The sequence below is a fragment of the Plantactinospora sp. DSM 117369 genome (genome assembly GCF_053764795.1).
This window is the reverse complement of the sequence record NZ_CM132446.1, coordinates 4,989,912-5,004,841: the sequence shown is the minus strand read 5'-3', so window position 1 is coordinate 5,004,841 and position 14,930 is coordinate 4,989,912. Positions and strand designations below refer to the sequence as shown.

The 14,930-nt window shown below is 71.5% G+C and carries 14 protein-coding genes; 10 read left to right on the top strand and 4 right to left on the bottom strand.

From position 1 onward, the window contains the following. The first annotated feature begins 322 nt into the window (after positions 1-322). From arc to prcA, 5 genes are all read left to right on the top strand, one after another. Positions 323-2,104, top strand: a complete 1,782-nt coding sequence (arc, locus tag ACSMXO_RS21765; RefSeq protein WP_346260780.1) for a proteasome ATPase — start codon at positions 323-325, stop codon at positions 2,102-2,104. A gap of 364 nt (positions 2,105-2,468) precedes the next feature. Continuing rightward, positions 2,469-3,986 (top strand): depupylase/deamidase Dop, encoded by a 1,518-nt coding sequence (gene dop, locus ACSMXO_RS21760; protein WP_346260779.1) that lies wholly within the window; start codon positions 2,469-2,471, stop codon positions 3,984-3,986. 96 nt (positions 3,987-4,082) lie between these two features. After that, a complete protein-coding gene (locus tag ACSMXO_RS21755) occupies positions 4,083-4,298 on the top strand; it encodes a ubiquitin-like protein Pup (RefSeq protein WP_101366062.1) in 216 nt (71 codons plus the stop codon). Positions 4,299-4,628: 330 nt separating this feature from the next. After that, positions 4,629-5,468, top strand: a complete 840-nt coding sequence (gene prcB / locus ACSMXO_RS21750) for a proteasome subunit beta (RefSeq protein ID WP_346260778.1) — start codon at positions 4,629-4,631, stop codon at positions 5,466-5,468. A 60-nt stretch (positions 5,469-5,528) separates the two neighbouring features. Beyond that, positions 5,529-6,389, top strand: coding sequence for a proteasome subunit alpha (prcA, locus tag ACSMXO_RS21745; RefSeq protein WP_455413557.1), 861 nt, complete (start codon positions 5,529-5,531; stop codon positions 6,387-6,389). 82 nt (positions 6,390-6,471) lie between these two features. Here the strand turns inward: prcA and rfbD are convergent, their stop codons facing one another. Both rfbD and rfbB read right to left on the bottom strand, forming a co-directional pair. After that, the gene (rfbD, locus tag ACSMXO_RS21740) at positions 6,472-7,374 is read right to left on the bottom strand and encodes a dTDP-4-dehydrorhamnose reductase (RefSeq protein ID WP_455419285.1); all 903 of its coding nucleotides are present in this window, start codon (positions 7,372-7,374) and stop codon (positions 6,472-6,474) included. 80 nt (positions 7,375-7,454) lie between these two features. After that, positions 7,455-8,471, bottom strand: coding sequence for a dTDP-glucose 4,6-dehydratase (rfbB, locus tag ACSMXO_RS21735; protein WP_455413556.1), 1,017 nt, complete (start codon positions 8,469-8,471; stop codon positions 7,455-7,457). A 100-nt stretch (positions 8,472-8,571) separates the two neighbouring features. Here rfbB and rfbA point away from each other — a divergent pair, with 100 nt between their 5' ends. From rfbA to ACSMXO_RS21720, 3 genes are all read left to right on the top strand, one after another. Then, entirely contained in the window at positions 8,572-9,444 is an 873-nt protein-coding gene (gene rfbA / locus ACSMXO_RS21730) for a glucose-1-phosphate thymidylyltransferase RfbA (RefSeq protein ID WP_346260775.1), read from the top strand. A gap of 90 nt (positions 9,445-9,534) precedes the next feature. Further along, on the top strand, positions 9,535-10,893 hold the full coding sequence (pafA, locus tag ACSMXO_RS21725) for a Pup--protein ligase (RefSeq protein WP_346260774.1): 1,359 nt from the start codon (positions 9,535-9,537) through the stop codon (positions 10,891-10,893). A gap of 27 nt (positions 10,894-10,920) precedes the next feature. Next, the gene (locus ACSMXO_RS21720) at positions 10,921-11,124 is read left to right on the top strand and encodes a hypothetical protein (protein WP_318397175.1); all 204 of its coding nucleotides are present in this window, start codon (positions 10,921-10,923) and stop codon (positions 11,122-11,124) included. Positions 11,125-11,164: 40 nt separating this feature from the next. Here the strand turns inward: ACSMXO_RS21720 and ACSMXO_RS21715 are convergent, their stop codons facing one another. After that, entirely contained in the window at positions 11,165-12,247 is a 1,083-nt protein-coding gene (locus tag ACSMXO_RS21715; protein ID WP_455413555.1) for a DUF3866 family protein, read from the bottom strand. Between the two features lie 18 nt (positions 12,248-12,265). Then, a complete protein-coding gene (locus ACSMXO_RS21710; protein WP_455419284.1) occupies positions 12,266-12,694 on the bottom strand; it encodes a hypothetical protein in 429 nt (142 codons plus the stop codon). A 77-nt stretch (positions 12,695-12,771) separates the two neighbouring features. Between ACSMXO_RS21710 and ACSMXO_RS21705 the strand changes: the two genes are divergently transcribed. Together ACSMXO_RS21705 and ACSMXO_RS21700 are read left to right on the top strand one after the other, a co-directional pair. Next, entirely contained in the window at positions 12,772-13,773 is a 1,002-nt protein-coding gene (locus ACSMXO_RS21705; protein ID WP_455413554.1) for a helix-turn-helix transcriptional regulator, read from the top strand. A gap of 54 nt (positions 13,774-13,827) precedes the next feature. Continuing rightward, positions 13,828-14,922, top strand: coding sequence for a helix-turn-helix transcriptional regulator (locus ACSMXO_RS21700; protein ID WP_346260771.1), 1,095 nt, complete (start codon positions 13,828-13,830; stop codon positions 14,920-14,922). Positions 14,923-14,930: the final 8 nt, after the last annotated feature.

Below are 14,930 nucleotides of genomic sequence, written 5' to 3'. Positions count from 1 at the left end.
AGCCTTACCTGGCGGGGTCGCCGGCGCCGCGACGTGCGGTGGCGCCGCGACGCCGAATCGGGGACCGTGGCGCCGGCAGGACGGCGTTACGGCGTGGGAGTCCCTGGTCAGCCGCGACCCGAGGCCGCCGGTCGGCAGCGCCGGAGGCGGTCGCGCAGCCCTGCCCGGGCCGTCGCGACGGTACCCCGATCGGCCGACATCGGCCCGACCGGTCGTCGACGACGTGATCAAGGTTCGGCGACGAGGGTGTTGCGTGGAACCGAATCAGCGTCATAGCGGTTAGTGTTAGGGCAGAACGTTCAAGCCCCCGGGGAGGTGGGACGTGGCACGCAGCGACGACGCGGACTCGCGCGCCGCACGGTGGGAGAAGGAGGCCCACGATCTCTCCACCCAGGTCGCGTTTCTTCAAGAGGAACTCGCTCTGGTGCGGCGCAAGTTGACCGAAAGCCCTCGACACGTCCGGCAGCTTGAGGAACGGCTGGCGGCGACACAGGCGCAGCTGGCTCGACTCACGGAGAACAACGAACGGCTCGTGAACACCCTCAAGGAGGCACGCGCCCAGATCGTCACGCTCAAGGAGGAGATTGACCGGCTGGCGCAACCGCCCAGCGGTTATGGTGTCTTCCTGGCCCGGCACGACGACGGCACGGTCGACGTCTTCACGGGCGGTCGCAAGCTCCGGGTGGCGGTGTCACCCTCGCTCGACGTGGCGGAGCTGCGTCGTGGGCAGGAGGTCCTGCTCAACGACGCGCTCAACATCGTCGACGCGTTCGGCTACGAGCGGGTCGGCGAGGTCGTCATGCTCAAGGAGGTGCTGGACAGCCCCTCCGGCGGCGCTGGCGACCGGGCGTTGGTGATCTCCCACGCCGACGAGGAACGGATCGTCCACCTCGCGGAGACTCTCATCGGCGCGCCGCTGCGGGCCGGTGACTCGCTCATGATCGAGCCTCGCTCGGCGTACGCGTACGAGCGGATCCCGAAGAGTGAGGTCGAGGAACTGGTCCTGGAGGAGGTGCCGGACGTCGACTACGGCGACATCGGCGGCCTGCAGGCCCAGATCGAGCAGATCCGGGACGCCGTCGAGTTGCCGTTCCTGCACGCCGACCTCTTCCGCGAGCACCAGCTCCGGCCGCCGAAGGGCATCCTGCTCTACGGCCCACCCGGCTGCGGCAAGACGCTGATCGCCAAGGCGGTGGCCAACTCGCTTGCCAAGAAGATCGCCGAGCGGCGAGGCGAGGAGAAGCACACCAGCTACTTCCTCAACATCAAGGGCCCGGAGCTGCTCAACAAGTACGTCGGCGAGACCGAGCGGCACATCCGGCTGATCTTCCAGCGGGCTCGGGAGAAGGCCGGCGAGGGCACCCCGGTCATCGTGTTCTTCGACGAGATGGACTCGGTGTTCCGGACCCGGGGCTCCGGCGTCTCCTCCGACGTGGAGAACACCATCGTCCCGCAGCTACTCAGCGAGATCGACGGTGTCGAGGGCCTGGAGAACGTGATCGTGATCGGTGCCTCCAACCGGGAGGACATGATCGACCCGGCGATCCTCCGCCCCGGCCGGCTCGACGTGAAGATCAAGATCGAGCGGCCGGACGCCGAGGCGGCCAAGGACATCTTCTCCAAGTACATCCTCACCGGCCTGCCGCTGCACCCGGACGACCTGACCGAGCACGGCAACGACCCGCAGTCCACGGTCGCGGCCATGATCGAGGCGGTCGTGCTGCGGATGTACTCGGAGACCGAGGAGAACCGCTTCCTCGAGGTCACCTACGCCAACGGCGACAAGGAAGTCCTCTACTTCAAGGACTTCAACTCCGGCGCGATGATCCAGAACATCGTCGACCGGGGCAAGAAGATGGCGATCAAGGAATTCCTCTCCTCCGGGCGCAAGGGGCTGCGGTTGCAGCACCTGCTCGACGCCTGCGTCGACGAGTTCCGGGAGAACGAGGACCTGCCCAACACCACCAATCCCGACGACTGGGCCCGGATCTCCGGCAAGAAGGGGGAGCGGATCGTCTACATCCGTACCCTCGTCTCCGGTGGCAAGGGCGCGGAGGCTGGCCGGTCCATCGAGACCGCGAGCAACACCGGCCAATACCTGTAACGGACGACGGCATCTGTGGGCGCCGCGGTCGCGGCGCCCACAGTGCTGTCCGGGATCCCGCGGCGCGCCCCGGAACCACCGAGATCGAATCGGGTCGAACGGGCAGTGAAGGCGTACCGTGGCCGTGTCGACACACCGGGCGAACAATCCGGCGGCGGCGCGGACTAGGCTCAACGACATGGGTAAGCGGAGCGAGGCGGCGGCATGAGCGAGCGTAGCGAGCGAATCATCAGGCTCAGGGCGGCCGTGCCTCATGGCGGCACGGAGCGAAGCGGAGTGCCGGCATGAGCGAGCGTAGCGAGCGAATCATCAGGCTCAGGGCGGCCGTGCCTCATGGCGGCGCCGAGCGAAGCGAGGCAGCGGCATGAGTGTCCGGCGGATCATGGGCACCGAGGTGGAGTACGGCATCTCCGTGCCCGGCCAGGCCGGAGCCAACCCGATGGTGACCTCCTCGCAGGTGGTGAACGCCTACGGCGCCCGCCCGGAGCTGGCCCGGGGCGGCCGGGCCCGCTGGGACTACGAGGAGGAGTCCCCGCTGCGGGACGCCCGCGGCTTCACCTACTCCGGAGCCGCCTACGACCCGGCGGAGGCGCTGGCCGACGAGGACCTCGGGCTGGCCAACGTGATACTGACCAACGGCGCCCGGCTGTATGTCGACCACGCCCACCCGGAATACTCCACTCCCGAGGTGACCAACCCGCTGGACCTGGTCCGCTGGGACAAGGCAGGCGAGCGGGTGATGGCCGAGGCGTCCCGGCGGGCCGCCACCATCCCCGGGACCCACCCGATCCACCTCTACAAGAACAACACCGACAACAAGGGCGCCAGCTACGGCGCGCACGAGAACTACCTGATGCGCCGGCAGACGCCGTTCGCCGACATCGTCGCGTACCTGACACCGTTCTTCGTGACCCGGCAGATCGTCTGTGGCGCCGGCCGGGTCGGCATCGGCCAGGACGGTTCGCAGCCCGGCTTCCAGATCTCGCAACGGGCCGACTTCTTCGAGGTCGAGGTCGGCCTGGAGACGACGCTGAAGCGGCCGATCATCAACACCCGGGACGAGCCGCACGCGGACGCCGACAAGTACCGCCGGCTGCACGTGATCATCGGTGACGCCAACCTGTCCGAGATCTCCACCTATCTCAAGGTCGGCACCACGGCGCTGGTGCTCACCATGATCGAGGAGAAGGCGCTCAGTCCGGACCTGGCCATCGCCGACCCGGTGGGTGAGCTGAAGGCGGTCAGCCACGACCCGTCGCTGTCACACCGGCTCCGGCTGCGTGACGGCCGCCGGCTGACCGCGCTCGACCTGCAGTGGGCGTACTTCGAGCGGGCTCGTTCCTTTGTGGACGAGCGGTACGGCGACGACCTCGACTCCGACACCGCCGACGTGCTCGACCGCTGGGAGGGCATACTCGACCGGCTCGGCCGGGACCCGATGCTCTGCGCCGGCGAACTGGACTGGGTGGCGAAGCTGCGGCTGCTGGAGGGCTACCGGGAGCGGGAGAAGCTCGGCTGGGCCTCGCACAAGCTGCAACTGGTCGACCTGCAGTACTCCGACGTACGCCCGGAGAAGGGCCTCTACCACCGGCTGGTCAGCCGGGGTTCGATGGCGACGCTGCTGCCCGAGGAGCTGACCCGGGCGGCGATGACCGAACCGCCGGAGGACACCCGGGCCTACTTCCGGGGCCGCTGCCTCGCCCAGTACGCCTCAGAGGTGGTGGCGGCGAGCTGGGACTCGGTCATCTTCGACGTCGGCCGGGAGTCCCTGGTGCGGGTCCCGATGATGGAGCCCGAGCGGGGCACCCGCAAGCACGTCGGAGCGTTGTTCGACCGGTGCGCGAGCGCCAAGGACCTGCTGGAGACGATCACCGGTGGCTGACGCCGGGCCCCGTGCCGCCGGCAGCGGCGGTGCCGAAGGATTCGTCGTCCATCCGAGGTAAGTTTTCCCCAGGCGATCGTGGAGGAGGCAGCAGATATGGCTACCCGTGACACCGGCGGTCAGTCACAGTCCGGTAAGGCGCGCCGGGACGAGGAGGTCGACGAGGTCGCGACCGAGGCGAACCCGGAGGTCGCCGAGCGGCACGCGGAGATCACCGAGGACGTCGACGACCTGCTGGACGAGATCGACTCGGTGCTCGAGGAGAACGCCGAGGAGTTCGTCCGGGGCTACGTCCAGAAGGGCGGACAGTAGCCGTACCCGGGCCGGGTCGGACGTGGTCCACCCACGCCGAACCCGGCGCGGTGCGCGGCGGTGTGTGTCTGTGCCGACGCACCGGCGTGGCGGCCGAGCGTGGAGCGCGGGGCCCGACCCTGGCGCCCGGGGCGCGACCGGCCGGCGCACCGGCGGCGGCCGGGGCACACCGGTCCGGCGCCGTCGGGAGTGGCGCAACACGGCGGCGACGATCATCGCACCGGGGAGATCCGGGGGATACTCTGCTTCAACCGCAACGGTGGCCTCGCCCGGTTCCCGCGCTGACGCGGGGGATCCGGGCGACGTGATGAGACAGCTGAGAGGGAGCACGTGGCAGCGGCTTTTGATCCAACCGGGCGTCTACCAGACGTGTTCCTCAACGTGGGGACGTCCTCGTTCACCCAGTTCCTGAGCACGGCAGCCCCCGACCTGCTGCCCGGTCGCCGGCCGCTGCCGCCCGGGTCCGCCAGCGAGCTCGTTCCGCACGCCACCACCATCGTCGCGCTGAGCACCGCGGACGGGGTGGTGATGGCCGGTGACCGGCGCGGCACCATGGGCAACCTGATCTCCAGCCGGGACATCCGCAAGGTGCACCCGGCCGACGAATACTCGCTGGTCGGCTTCGCCGGTACGGCGGGCATCGCCCTGGAGATGGTGCGACTCTTCCAGGTGGAGCTGGAGCACTACGAGAAGATCGAGGGAGCGATGCTCTCCCTCGACGGCAAGGCCAACCGGCTCGCCGCGATGATCCGTGGCAACCTCGGCGCGGCGATGCAGGGGCTCGCGGTCATCCCGCTCTTCGCCGGCTTCGACCTGGCGGCCACCGACCCGGCCAAGGCCGGCCGGATCTTCAGCTTCGACGTCGCTGGCGGGCCCTACGAGGAGACCGGCTACGACGGCATCGGCTCCGGCTCGCTCTTCGCGAAGGCGGCGCTGAAGAAGCGGTACCGCCCCGGGCTGAGCACCCCCGACGCCATCCGGATCGCCGTCGAGGCGCTCTACGACGCCGCCGACGACGACAGCGCCACCGGTGGTCCCGACCTGAGCCGCCGCATCTTCCCAGTGGTGATGACGGCCACCGCGGAGGGCACCAACCGGCTCTCCGACGCCGAGGCGGCCGAGGTCGCCGAAGCGGTGGTCGCCGCCCGGATGGAGAACCCGGGCGGCTGACCGCCCCGCACCACCCGCAACCCGCCGTCGTCAGCAGAACCGGTTAGGAGAACCGCCGCCGTGGCCATGCAGTTCTACGCCTCACCCGAGCAGATCATGCGCGACCGCTCGGAGCTGGCCCGCAAGGGCATCGCGCGCGGGCGGAGCGCCGTGACGCTCAGCTACTCCGGCGGGGTGCTCTTCGTGGCGGAGAACCTCTCCAGCGCCCTGCACAAGGTCAGTGAGATCTACGACCGGGTCGCCTTCGCGGCGGTCGGCCGGTACAACGAGTTCGAAAACCTGCGCCGCGCGGGAGTACGGATGGCGGACGCCATCGGGCTCAGCTTCGACCGGCGGGACGTCACCGGCCGGGCGCTGGCGAACGCGTACGCCCAGACCCTGGGCGCGATCTTCACCGAGCAGTCCAAGCCGTTCGAGGTGGAGATCTGCGTCGCCGAGGTGGGCAGCACACCGGAGCAGGACGAGCTCTACCGGATCACCTACGACGGTTCGGTCAACGACGAGCCCGGCCGGATGGCGATGGGCGGGCAGGCGGAGGCGGTCACCGGGGCGCTGCGCGAACAGCACCAGCCGGAGATGTCGCTGGACGACGCGGTCCAGTTGGCGGTCCGGGCGCTCGGCAGCGTCGGTGGCGAGGGCGGTGCGCCCCGGACCATCGCCGCCAGCCAACTCGAGGTGGCGATCCTGGACCGGCGGCGGGTCGGCCGCACCTTCCGCCGGATCACCGGTGCCGCGCTGGTCTCGCTGCTGGACGGGGCACCGGCCAGGGCCGACGGCGGCGAGGCACCGCCGGCCGAGCCGAAGGCCCCGGCCCCCGGCCCGGACAAGCCGGCCGAGTCCGCCGGCTCTGCCGACCTGGAGGGCAAGGCCACGTCGGCCGGCACTGACAAGTCGACCAACGGCGAGGAGAAGTCCGAGTAGGACCGCGCCGCTCCAGTCGCCGCCCCGTGCGCGTCCGGTCAGGGGACCGGACGCGCACGTTGCCACTCGCCCCGTCGCGCCGCTAACGCGAGCCGGAGCGGATCCGGTCGGCGGCGGCGTGGCTCGGTCCGGCCGGCCGGCGGGCGTCGGCCAGCGTTCCGTCCGGTCGCAGCGCCTCGGCGAGCATCGCCCGCCAGTCCGCCATCGGGGCCAGCCCGGCCCGGGACCACCCGGCGTGCCCGAGCACGCTGTAACCGGGCCGGCGGGCCGGGCGGGGGAACCGGTCGCTGCCGACGGGACGGATCCGGTCCGCGTCGAGCCTGGTCCGGGCGAAGACCTCGCGGGCCAGGCCGTACCAGCTGGTCCGACCGCTCGCCGTGCCGTGGTAGATGCCGGCCGGTGCGGCTCCCCGGTGGGCGGCGGCGCCGAGCTCGGCCAGCCGCTCCGCGAGCGCGTACGACCACGTCGGCTGCCCGTGTTGGTCGTCCACCACGTCGAGGTGCGGGCGTTGGGTGGCCAGCCGGAGCATCGTGGTGACGAAGTTGGGGCCGTGTGCGCCGTACAGCCATGCGGTGCGTACGAGGTATCCGGTCTGCGGCAGCAGTCGGGCGACGGCGAGCTCCCCGGCGAGCTTGCTCCGCCCGTACGCGTTGACCGGCGCGGTCGGGGCGTCCTCGGGATAGGGCCGGTCGGCGTCGCCGGCGAAGACGTAGTCGGTGGAGATGTGCAGCAGTCGCGCGCCGGTCTCGGCACAGGCCGCCGCCAGGTTGGCCACCCCGGTGCCGTTGACGGCGGTAGCGGCCGCCTCCCGCTGCTCCGCGCCGTCCACGTCGGTCCAGGCGGCGGCGTTGACCACGATCCGGTGCCCGGCCACCGCTGCCCGTACCGCCGCCGGGTCGGTCAGGTCGACCTCGGCCCGGGTGGCGGCGGTGACCCGCCCCGGGTGCCGGGCGGAGAGCACCGCCACCAGGTCCCGGCCCAGCATCCCGCCGGCCCCGGTCACCAGCCAGCTCGGCGGCTCCGCGTCCGGCTGGGCGCTCGGCGGCTCCGCGTCCCGCTGCACGGTCACCGGACGTCCGGCCCGGGGCGCCCGATCTCCTCGCCGCTCAGCCGCGCCTTGAGCGGCTCCCACCACGCCCGGTTTTCCCGGTACCAGGTGACCGTCTCGGCCAGCCCGCGGTCGAGGTCGATCCGGGGGGCGTACCCGAGCTCCTCACTGATCTTGGTGATGTCCAGCGAGTAGCGGCGGTCGTGCCCCATCCGGTCGGCGACCGGCCTGACCCGGTCCCAGTCGGCGCCGCAGGCGGCGAGCAGCCGGGCGGTCAGCTCGCGGTTGGTCAGCTCGGTGCCGCCGCCGATGTGGTAGACCTCGCCCGGCCGTCCCTTGTCCTGCACCAGGGCGACCCCGACGCAGTGGTCGTGCACGTGCAGCCAGTCCCGGACGTTGCCGCCGTCGCCGTAGAGCGGCACGGTGCCGCCGTCGAGCAGGTTGGTGACGAAGAGCGGGATCACCTTTTCCGGGAACTGGTACGGCCCGTAGTTGTTGGAGCAGCGGGTCAGCACCACGTCCATCCCGTAGGTGCGGTGGTAGGCCAGGGCCAGCAAATCGGAGCCGGCCTTGGCGGCCGAGTACGGCGAGTTCGGCGCCAGCGGGGTCGACTCGGTCCAGGAACCCTGCTCGATCGAGCCGTAGACCTCGTCGGTGGAGACGTGCACGAACCGGCCGGTACGGTGCCGCAGCGCCGCCTCCAGCAGGGTTTGCGTGCCGAGCACGTTGGTGGTGACGAACGGGGCGGCTCGGTGGATCGAGCGGTCGACGTGGGACTCGGCCGCGAAGTGCACGATCACGTCGTGCCCGGGGACCACCTCGTCGAGTACCGCCGGGTCGCAGATGTCGCCGACCACCACCCGGAGCCGGGGGTCGGCGCGGACCGGTTCGAGGTTGGCCAGGTTGCCGGAGTAGGTGAGCTTGTCCAGCACGGTGACCGCGCTCGGCGCGAGCCGGGGACCGGTGCCGGTCAGCAGCATACGTACGTATTCAGAACCGATGAACCCGGCTCCACCGGTCACGAGGATCCTCATGAATCGGAAAGTCTATGCGCCGTTTGTCGGCCGCACCGTCAGGCCGAGCTGTCGGCGAGTTGACTCTCCTAACCGGCTACCCCCCCGGTAGCCTGCGCGAATGCGCGGAATCCTGCTGGCGGGCGGCACCGGCTCGCGGCTCTGGCCGATCACCCAGGCCGTATCGAAACAACTCATGCCGGTTTTCGACAAACCAATGATCTACTACCCGCTCTCCACGTTGGTCATGGCGGGAATACGGGAGATCCTCATCATCACCACTCCGGACGACCAGGGGCAGTTCCGGCGACTCCTCGGCGACGGCTCCCAGTGGGGCCTCCGGTTGGAGTACGTCGCGCAGCCGAGTCCGGACGGAATCGCGCAGGCGTTCCTTCTCGGCGAGGAGTTCCTGGCCGGGGATTCGGTCGCGCTGATCCTCGGCGACAACATCTTCTACGGCGCCGGACTGGGCCGGAGCCTGGCCCGCAACGGCGACCCGGACGGTGGCCGGATCTTCGCCTATCCGGTGGCGAACTGCGAGGGTTACGGGATCGTCGAGTTCGATTCCGACGGTCGGGCGCTGTCGATCGAGGAGAAGCCGGAGAAACCCAAGTCCCGGTACGCGGTCCCGGGCCTCTACTTCTACGCTAACGACGTGGTGGAGGTCGCCAAGGGGCTGACCCCGAGCGACCGGGGCGAATTGGAGATCACGGCGGTCAACCAGACCTATCTGGCGGCGGGTCGGCTCCAGGTCACCGCGCTGGACCGGGGCACCGCCTGGCTGGACACCGGCACCTTCACCTCGCTGGTCCAGGCCGGCGAGTTCGTCCGGGTGATCGAGGAGCGGCAGGGCCTGAAGGTGGGCTGCATCGAGGAGGTGGTCTGGCGCAGCGGGCTGATCTCCGACGAGCAGCTCCGCGAGCTGGCCCAGCCGCTGAGCCGGAGCGGCTACGGCGAGTACCTCTTCGGCATCCTCGAGGATCCCGGTCGGTGACCGGTCCACGACGATCGGCCGCCGGAGTTCCCACACAACGCCACGGCCCGAGGCTGACCAACTCGGGCCTCGGGCGACTAATCTCCAATCATGGAGCGGCGAATCTTCGGCCTTGAAACCGAGTACGGTGTCACCTGCACCTACCGCGGCCAACGGCGGCTGTCCCCGGACGAGGTCGCCCGTTACCTCTTCCGCCGGGTGGTCTCCTGGGGCCGCTCGAGCAACGTGTTCCTGCGCAACGGTGCCCGGCTCTACCTCGACGTCGGGTCCCATCCGGAATACGCCACCCCCGAGTGCGACTCGGTCTCCGACCTGGTGGCCCACGACCGGGCCGGCGAGCGGATCCTGGAGGGTCTGCTGGTCGACGCCGAGAAGCGGCTGCACGACGAGGGCATCGCAGGTGAGATCTACCTGTTCAAGAACAACACGGACTCGGCCGGCAACTCGTACGGCTGCCACGAGAACTACCTGGTCTCCCGGCACGGCGAGTTCGGCCGGCTGGCCGACGTGCTGATCCCCTTCCTGGTCACCCGGCAGCTCATCTGTGGCGCCGGCAAGGTGCTGCAGACCCCGCGCGGCGCCGTCTACTGCCTCTCCCAGCGTGCCGAGCACATCTGGGAGGGCGTCTCCTCCGCGACCACCCGCAGCCGGCCGATCATCAACACCCGGGACGAGCCGCACGCCGACGCCGAGCGCTACCGCCGGCTGCACGTCATCGTCGGCGACTCGAACATGAACGAGGTCACCACCCTGCTCAAGGTCGGCAGCGCGGACATCGTGCTGCGGATGATCGAGGCCGGGGTGGTGATGCGCGACCTGTCGCTGGAGAACCCGATCCGGGCGATCCGGGAGGTGTCGCACGACATCACCGGCCGGCGCAAGGTCCGGCTCGCCTCGAACAAGGAGATCAGCGCGCTGGAGATCCAGCAGGAATACCTGGCCAAGGCGACCGAGTTCGTCGAGCGGCGGGGCGGGGACCAGACCGCGAAGCGGGTGGTCGAGCTCTGGGGCCGGGTGCTGCGCGCGGTCGAGACCGGCGACCTTGAGCCGGTCTCCCGGGAGATCGACTGGGTGACCAAGCTCCAGCTCATCGAGCGCTACCAGCGCAAGAACGACCTGCCGCTGTCGCACCCCCGGATCGCCCAGATGGACCTGGCGTACCACGACCTGCGCCGGGGGCGTGGCCTCTACGGGCTGCTGGAGCGGCGTAAGCAGGTGGACCGGATCGCCACTGATCCGGAGATCTTCGAGGCGAAGGAGACCCCGCCGCAGACCACCCGGGCCCGGCTGCGCGGCGAGTTCATCCGGCACGCCCAGGAGAAGCGCCGGGACTTCACCGTCGACTGGGTGCACCTCAAGCTGAACGACCAGGCCCAGCGCACGGTGCTCTGCAAGGACCCGTTCCGGGCGTACGACGAGCGGGTGGAGCGGCTGATCGCGAGCATGTGAGGCCGGGCAGTTAGGCTTTCTCCCGCTATGACGCATCCAGACGGTCGCGACGACGACGAGCACCGCCGCCCCGAGACGATCCGGCAGAACCGGATCGAGCGGCGGCGGGCGAAGATCCGGGAGGAGATCGAGCGCAACCGCCGGGGTGAGTACACCGTGCCCACCTGGGTGCTCACCCTCGCGCTCGTCCTGGTGGTGGCCGGCTGGCTGGCGCTGGTCTTCCTGAGCTGACCCGCACCCCACCGGGTTCGCCGAGCGCCCAGGCGCCGGGTCAGCCCAGGCCGGCGGCGTACCGGCCGGCGGCGGCCGCCGCCAGGAAGTAGGCGTGCTCCTCGGCCAGTCCCCGGCCCATCGTCGAAAGCGGGACCGGGCTGGCCCGCAGCGCCTCGTCGAGCCCGTGCACCGGCACCCGGACGACCCGGTGCCGCCGCGCCAGCGCGGTCACGGCCGGCTCGACCAGCGCGGCCAGCTCCGCCGGCAACTCCGCCGGGAGTACCAGGTCGGCGGCGGCCAGCGCGACCCGGCCGTACGCGGTGAGGCTGTGGTGCGACAGCCCCCGGTGCCGGTCCCGCGGGTCGGCGCCGGAGATCCGCAGCGAGCCCACCGGCCGGCCGCCCAGCGCGGCGACCGCGTTGACCGCCTCGCCGACGGCGACCCCGGAGAAGCCCCACCGGGTGCCGGTGCCCAGGTTTCCCGGCCCCTGCGCCACGATCGCCACGTCGGCCCGCAGCACATGCCGGGCCGCGAGCAGTCCGCTGTGCAGGTTCGTCGCCTCCAGGTCGCCACCGAACGCCTGACCGACGGTGACCGTGCCGGCGAGTTCGGCGCGCAGCCCGTGCAGGGTGCGGGAGAACCAGGCCGGCAGCGCACCGCCGTCGGTCCACAGGTAGCCGATCCGGGCGTCGGGCGCGTCGGCCCGGATCCCCGCCACGATCGCCGGCAGCGCGGAGTGCAGGTCGGCGGTGACCACCGGCAGCCCGCCGAGGTCGTCGGCGTCGACCAGCGCCGTCCGGTGCGGGGAGGCTTCCTCGTCGACACCGAGCAGGATCGGTTGCAGCGGCGTGTAGCGGGCCTTGACCAGATGCCCGGCGTCCCGGGTGTCGACCGTCCGGGGCGGATCCGCCGGCAGCCGGTCCGGCAGCGCCACCACCAGGGCGTACCCGCCGGTGCCGAGTCCCATCAGCAGCGCGCCCACGTTCAGCAGCACCCGGTCGCCCGGCTCGGGGGTGCCGACCAGTTCCGGGTACGCCAGCGCCCGCACCTGCGCTCCGTCGGACTGCCGGACGTCGAGTTCGACGGCGCCGCGCCAGCTCCGCCGGACCGCCGTGACCGTGCCGGACCGCCATCGCACCATGGCCGGCAGGGTAACCGGCTACGGCCGGCCGCTCCGGGTCGGGTCGAGGAAGCCGTACCGGATGTGCGGGAAGCGCGCGACCAGCCGGCGTTCGGCCTCCTCGGCGCCGGCCTCGACGTCCGCCCCGGTCGCCTCGTCCCGGAAGTCGACCTTCGCGGCGACCAGGATGTCGTCCGGGCCCAGATGCATGGTGAGCAGGGTGTCCACCCGGTCCACCGTCGGCAGCCCGCAGAGCTCGCGGTGGATCTCGTCGTGCATCGGCGGCGGTACGGCCCGGCCGACCAGCAGCGAGATGTTGCTCCGGGCCAGGATGGTGGCGACCACCAGGAGCAGCAGCCCGATCAGGATCGAGGCCAGCCCGTCCCAGAACTCGGTGCCGGTGAGGTGGGACAGGGCAAGTCCGGCGGCGGCCACCGAGATCCCGATCAGCGCGGCGGTGTCCTCCAGGAAGACCGCCTTGACCGGTCGGCCGGGGTGCCGCGCGGGTACCCGCTTCGTGATCCGACACTGCTAGCGTCTGTGTCGTGTCGCGGACCCGTACCGAACGCCTGGTCAACCTGGTGATCTGTTTGCTGTCCACCCGACGGTTCCTGACCGCCGCGCAGATCGCCGCGACCGTGCCGGGCTATGAGCATGATCCGGACGACCCACGTGACCACGAGGCCTTCCAGCGCAAGTTCGAGCGGGACAAGGCCGAGCTGCGTGAGCTGGGCGTACCACTGGAGACCGGCACGGCCAGCGCCTTCGACGCCGAGCCGGGCTACCGGATCGCCCACCGGGAGTACGCGCTGCCGGACATCCCGCTGGAGCCCGACGAGGCGGCGGCGGTGGGCATAGCCGCGCGGCTCTGGCGGCACGCGGGGCTGGCCGCGGCGGCCTCCTCCGGGCTGGCGAAGCTCCGTGCCGCCGGTGTCGACGTCGACCCGCAGGCCACCCTCGGGGTGGAGCCGGTGGTCACCGTCGACCCGGCGTTCGGGCCGCTGACCGCCGCAGCCCGGGATCGGCGCACCGTCGGCTTCGACTACCGGGTACCCGACGGCGACGCCCCGACCAGCCGCCGGCTGCAACCCTGGGGCGTGGTCTGCTGGCGAGCCCGCTGGTACGTGGTCGGCCACGACCTCGACCGCGACGCGGCCCGCTGTTTCCGGCTCTCCCGGATCGTCGGCGGGGCGGTCCGGATGATCAGTAGGCCGGGCGCCTTCTCCCCGCCGGTCGGCGTCGACCTGATCAGCCACGTCGCCAAGTGGTCCGGTCCGGTGGAGCGCTCCGGCCGAGCCACCGTGCTGGTCGCACCGGGCCGCGCCGCCGGGCTCCGCAGGTGGGCCCGGGAGGTGATCAGCGGGCCCGACGGCGACCGCCTGGTCCTGCCGTACGCCGATGCCGAGTCGCTCGCCGGTAGGCTCGTCGGTTACGGTCCCGATGTCCGGGTGCTCGATCCGCCGGAGATCCGGGACGCCGTGATCCAGCGGCTCAAGGAGATCACCGCCCGGCACGACGAGATGGCGACCGCCCGGGCGTCGGGGTAACGCGGGGCGGACCGGGGTTGGGGCCCCGGGAACTGACCAGAGGGGGGAGCCGGCGTGACTCGTCCGGCGCAACGGTCCGGCGGCGCTGCGCGGACCTCGGCCGACCGGCTGGCCCGACTGCTGAACCTGGTGCCATACCTGTTGGCCCGGCCGGGGATCGAGCTGTCCGAGGCAGCGGCCGACCTCGGGGTGACCGAGCGGCAGCTACGCGAGGACCTGGAGCTGCTCTGGGTCTGCGGCCTGCCCGGGTACGGGCCGGGCGACCTGATCGACATGGCCTTCGACGGTGATCGGGTCACCATCACCTACGACGCGGGGATCGACCGCCCGCTGCGGCTGACCCCGGACGAGGCGCTGGCGCTGGTGGTCGCGCTGCGGATGCTCGCCGAGACGCCGGGAATGGCCAACCGGGACGCGATCGAACGCGCCCTCGCCAAGATCGAGAACGCGGCCGGCGAACTCGCCGACGCCCCCGTCGCGGTACGGATGCCGGGGGACAGCGACCGGGTGGCGGCGCTGCACGGCGCGGTGCAGCGCGGCCGGGCGCTGCGGATCACCTACTACGCCGCGACCCGGGACGAGACCACCGAACGCACTGTCGACCCGATCCGGGTGCTGATGGTCGGCGGGCTGGCCTACCTCGAGGCATGGTGCCGGCGGGCGGAGTCGGTGCGGCTATTCCGGGCCGACCGGATCGACGCGCTCGTCGAGCTGGACGAGCCGGCCGCACCGCCACCACAGGCCCGGCTGCACGACCTCAGCGCCGGCATCTTCCGCCCCGACCAGGACCTGCCGCTGGTGACCCTGCGGGTCGGCCGGTCCAGCCGGTGGATCACCGAGTACTACCCGTGCGAGCGGGTCGAGCCGGATCCGGGTGCCGGTGACGCCGACCGGGCCGGCCGGGAGTGGCTGGTCTCGCTGCGGGTCACCGACCTCGACTGGGCCCGGCGGTTCGTGCTGGGGCTCGGGCCGGACGTCACGGTGGTCGCCCCCGCGGAACTCGCCGACCAGGTACGCGACCGGGCCGCCGCCGCGCTCGACGCGTACGCCACGCTGCCCCCGGACGGCGCACCGGAGGCGGCTGCCCCGGGTTCGGGCGTCGAACTGGCCCCGGGCGCCGATCCGGCGACCACGGCCGGAAGCCACTAGGCTGGCCG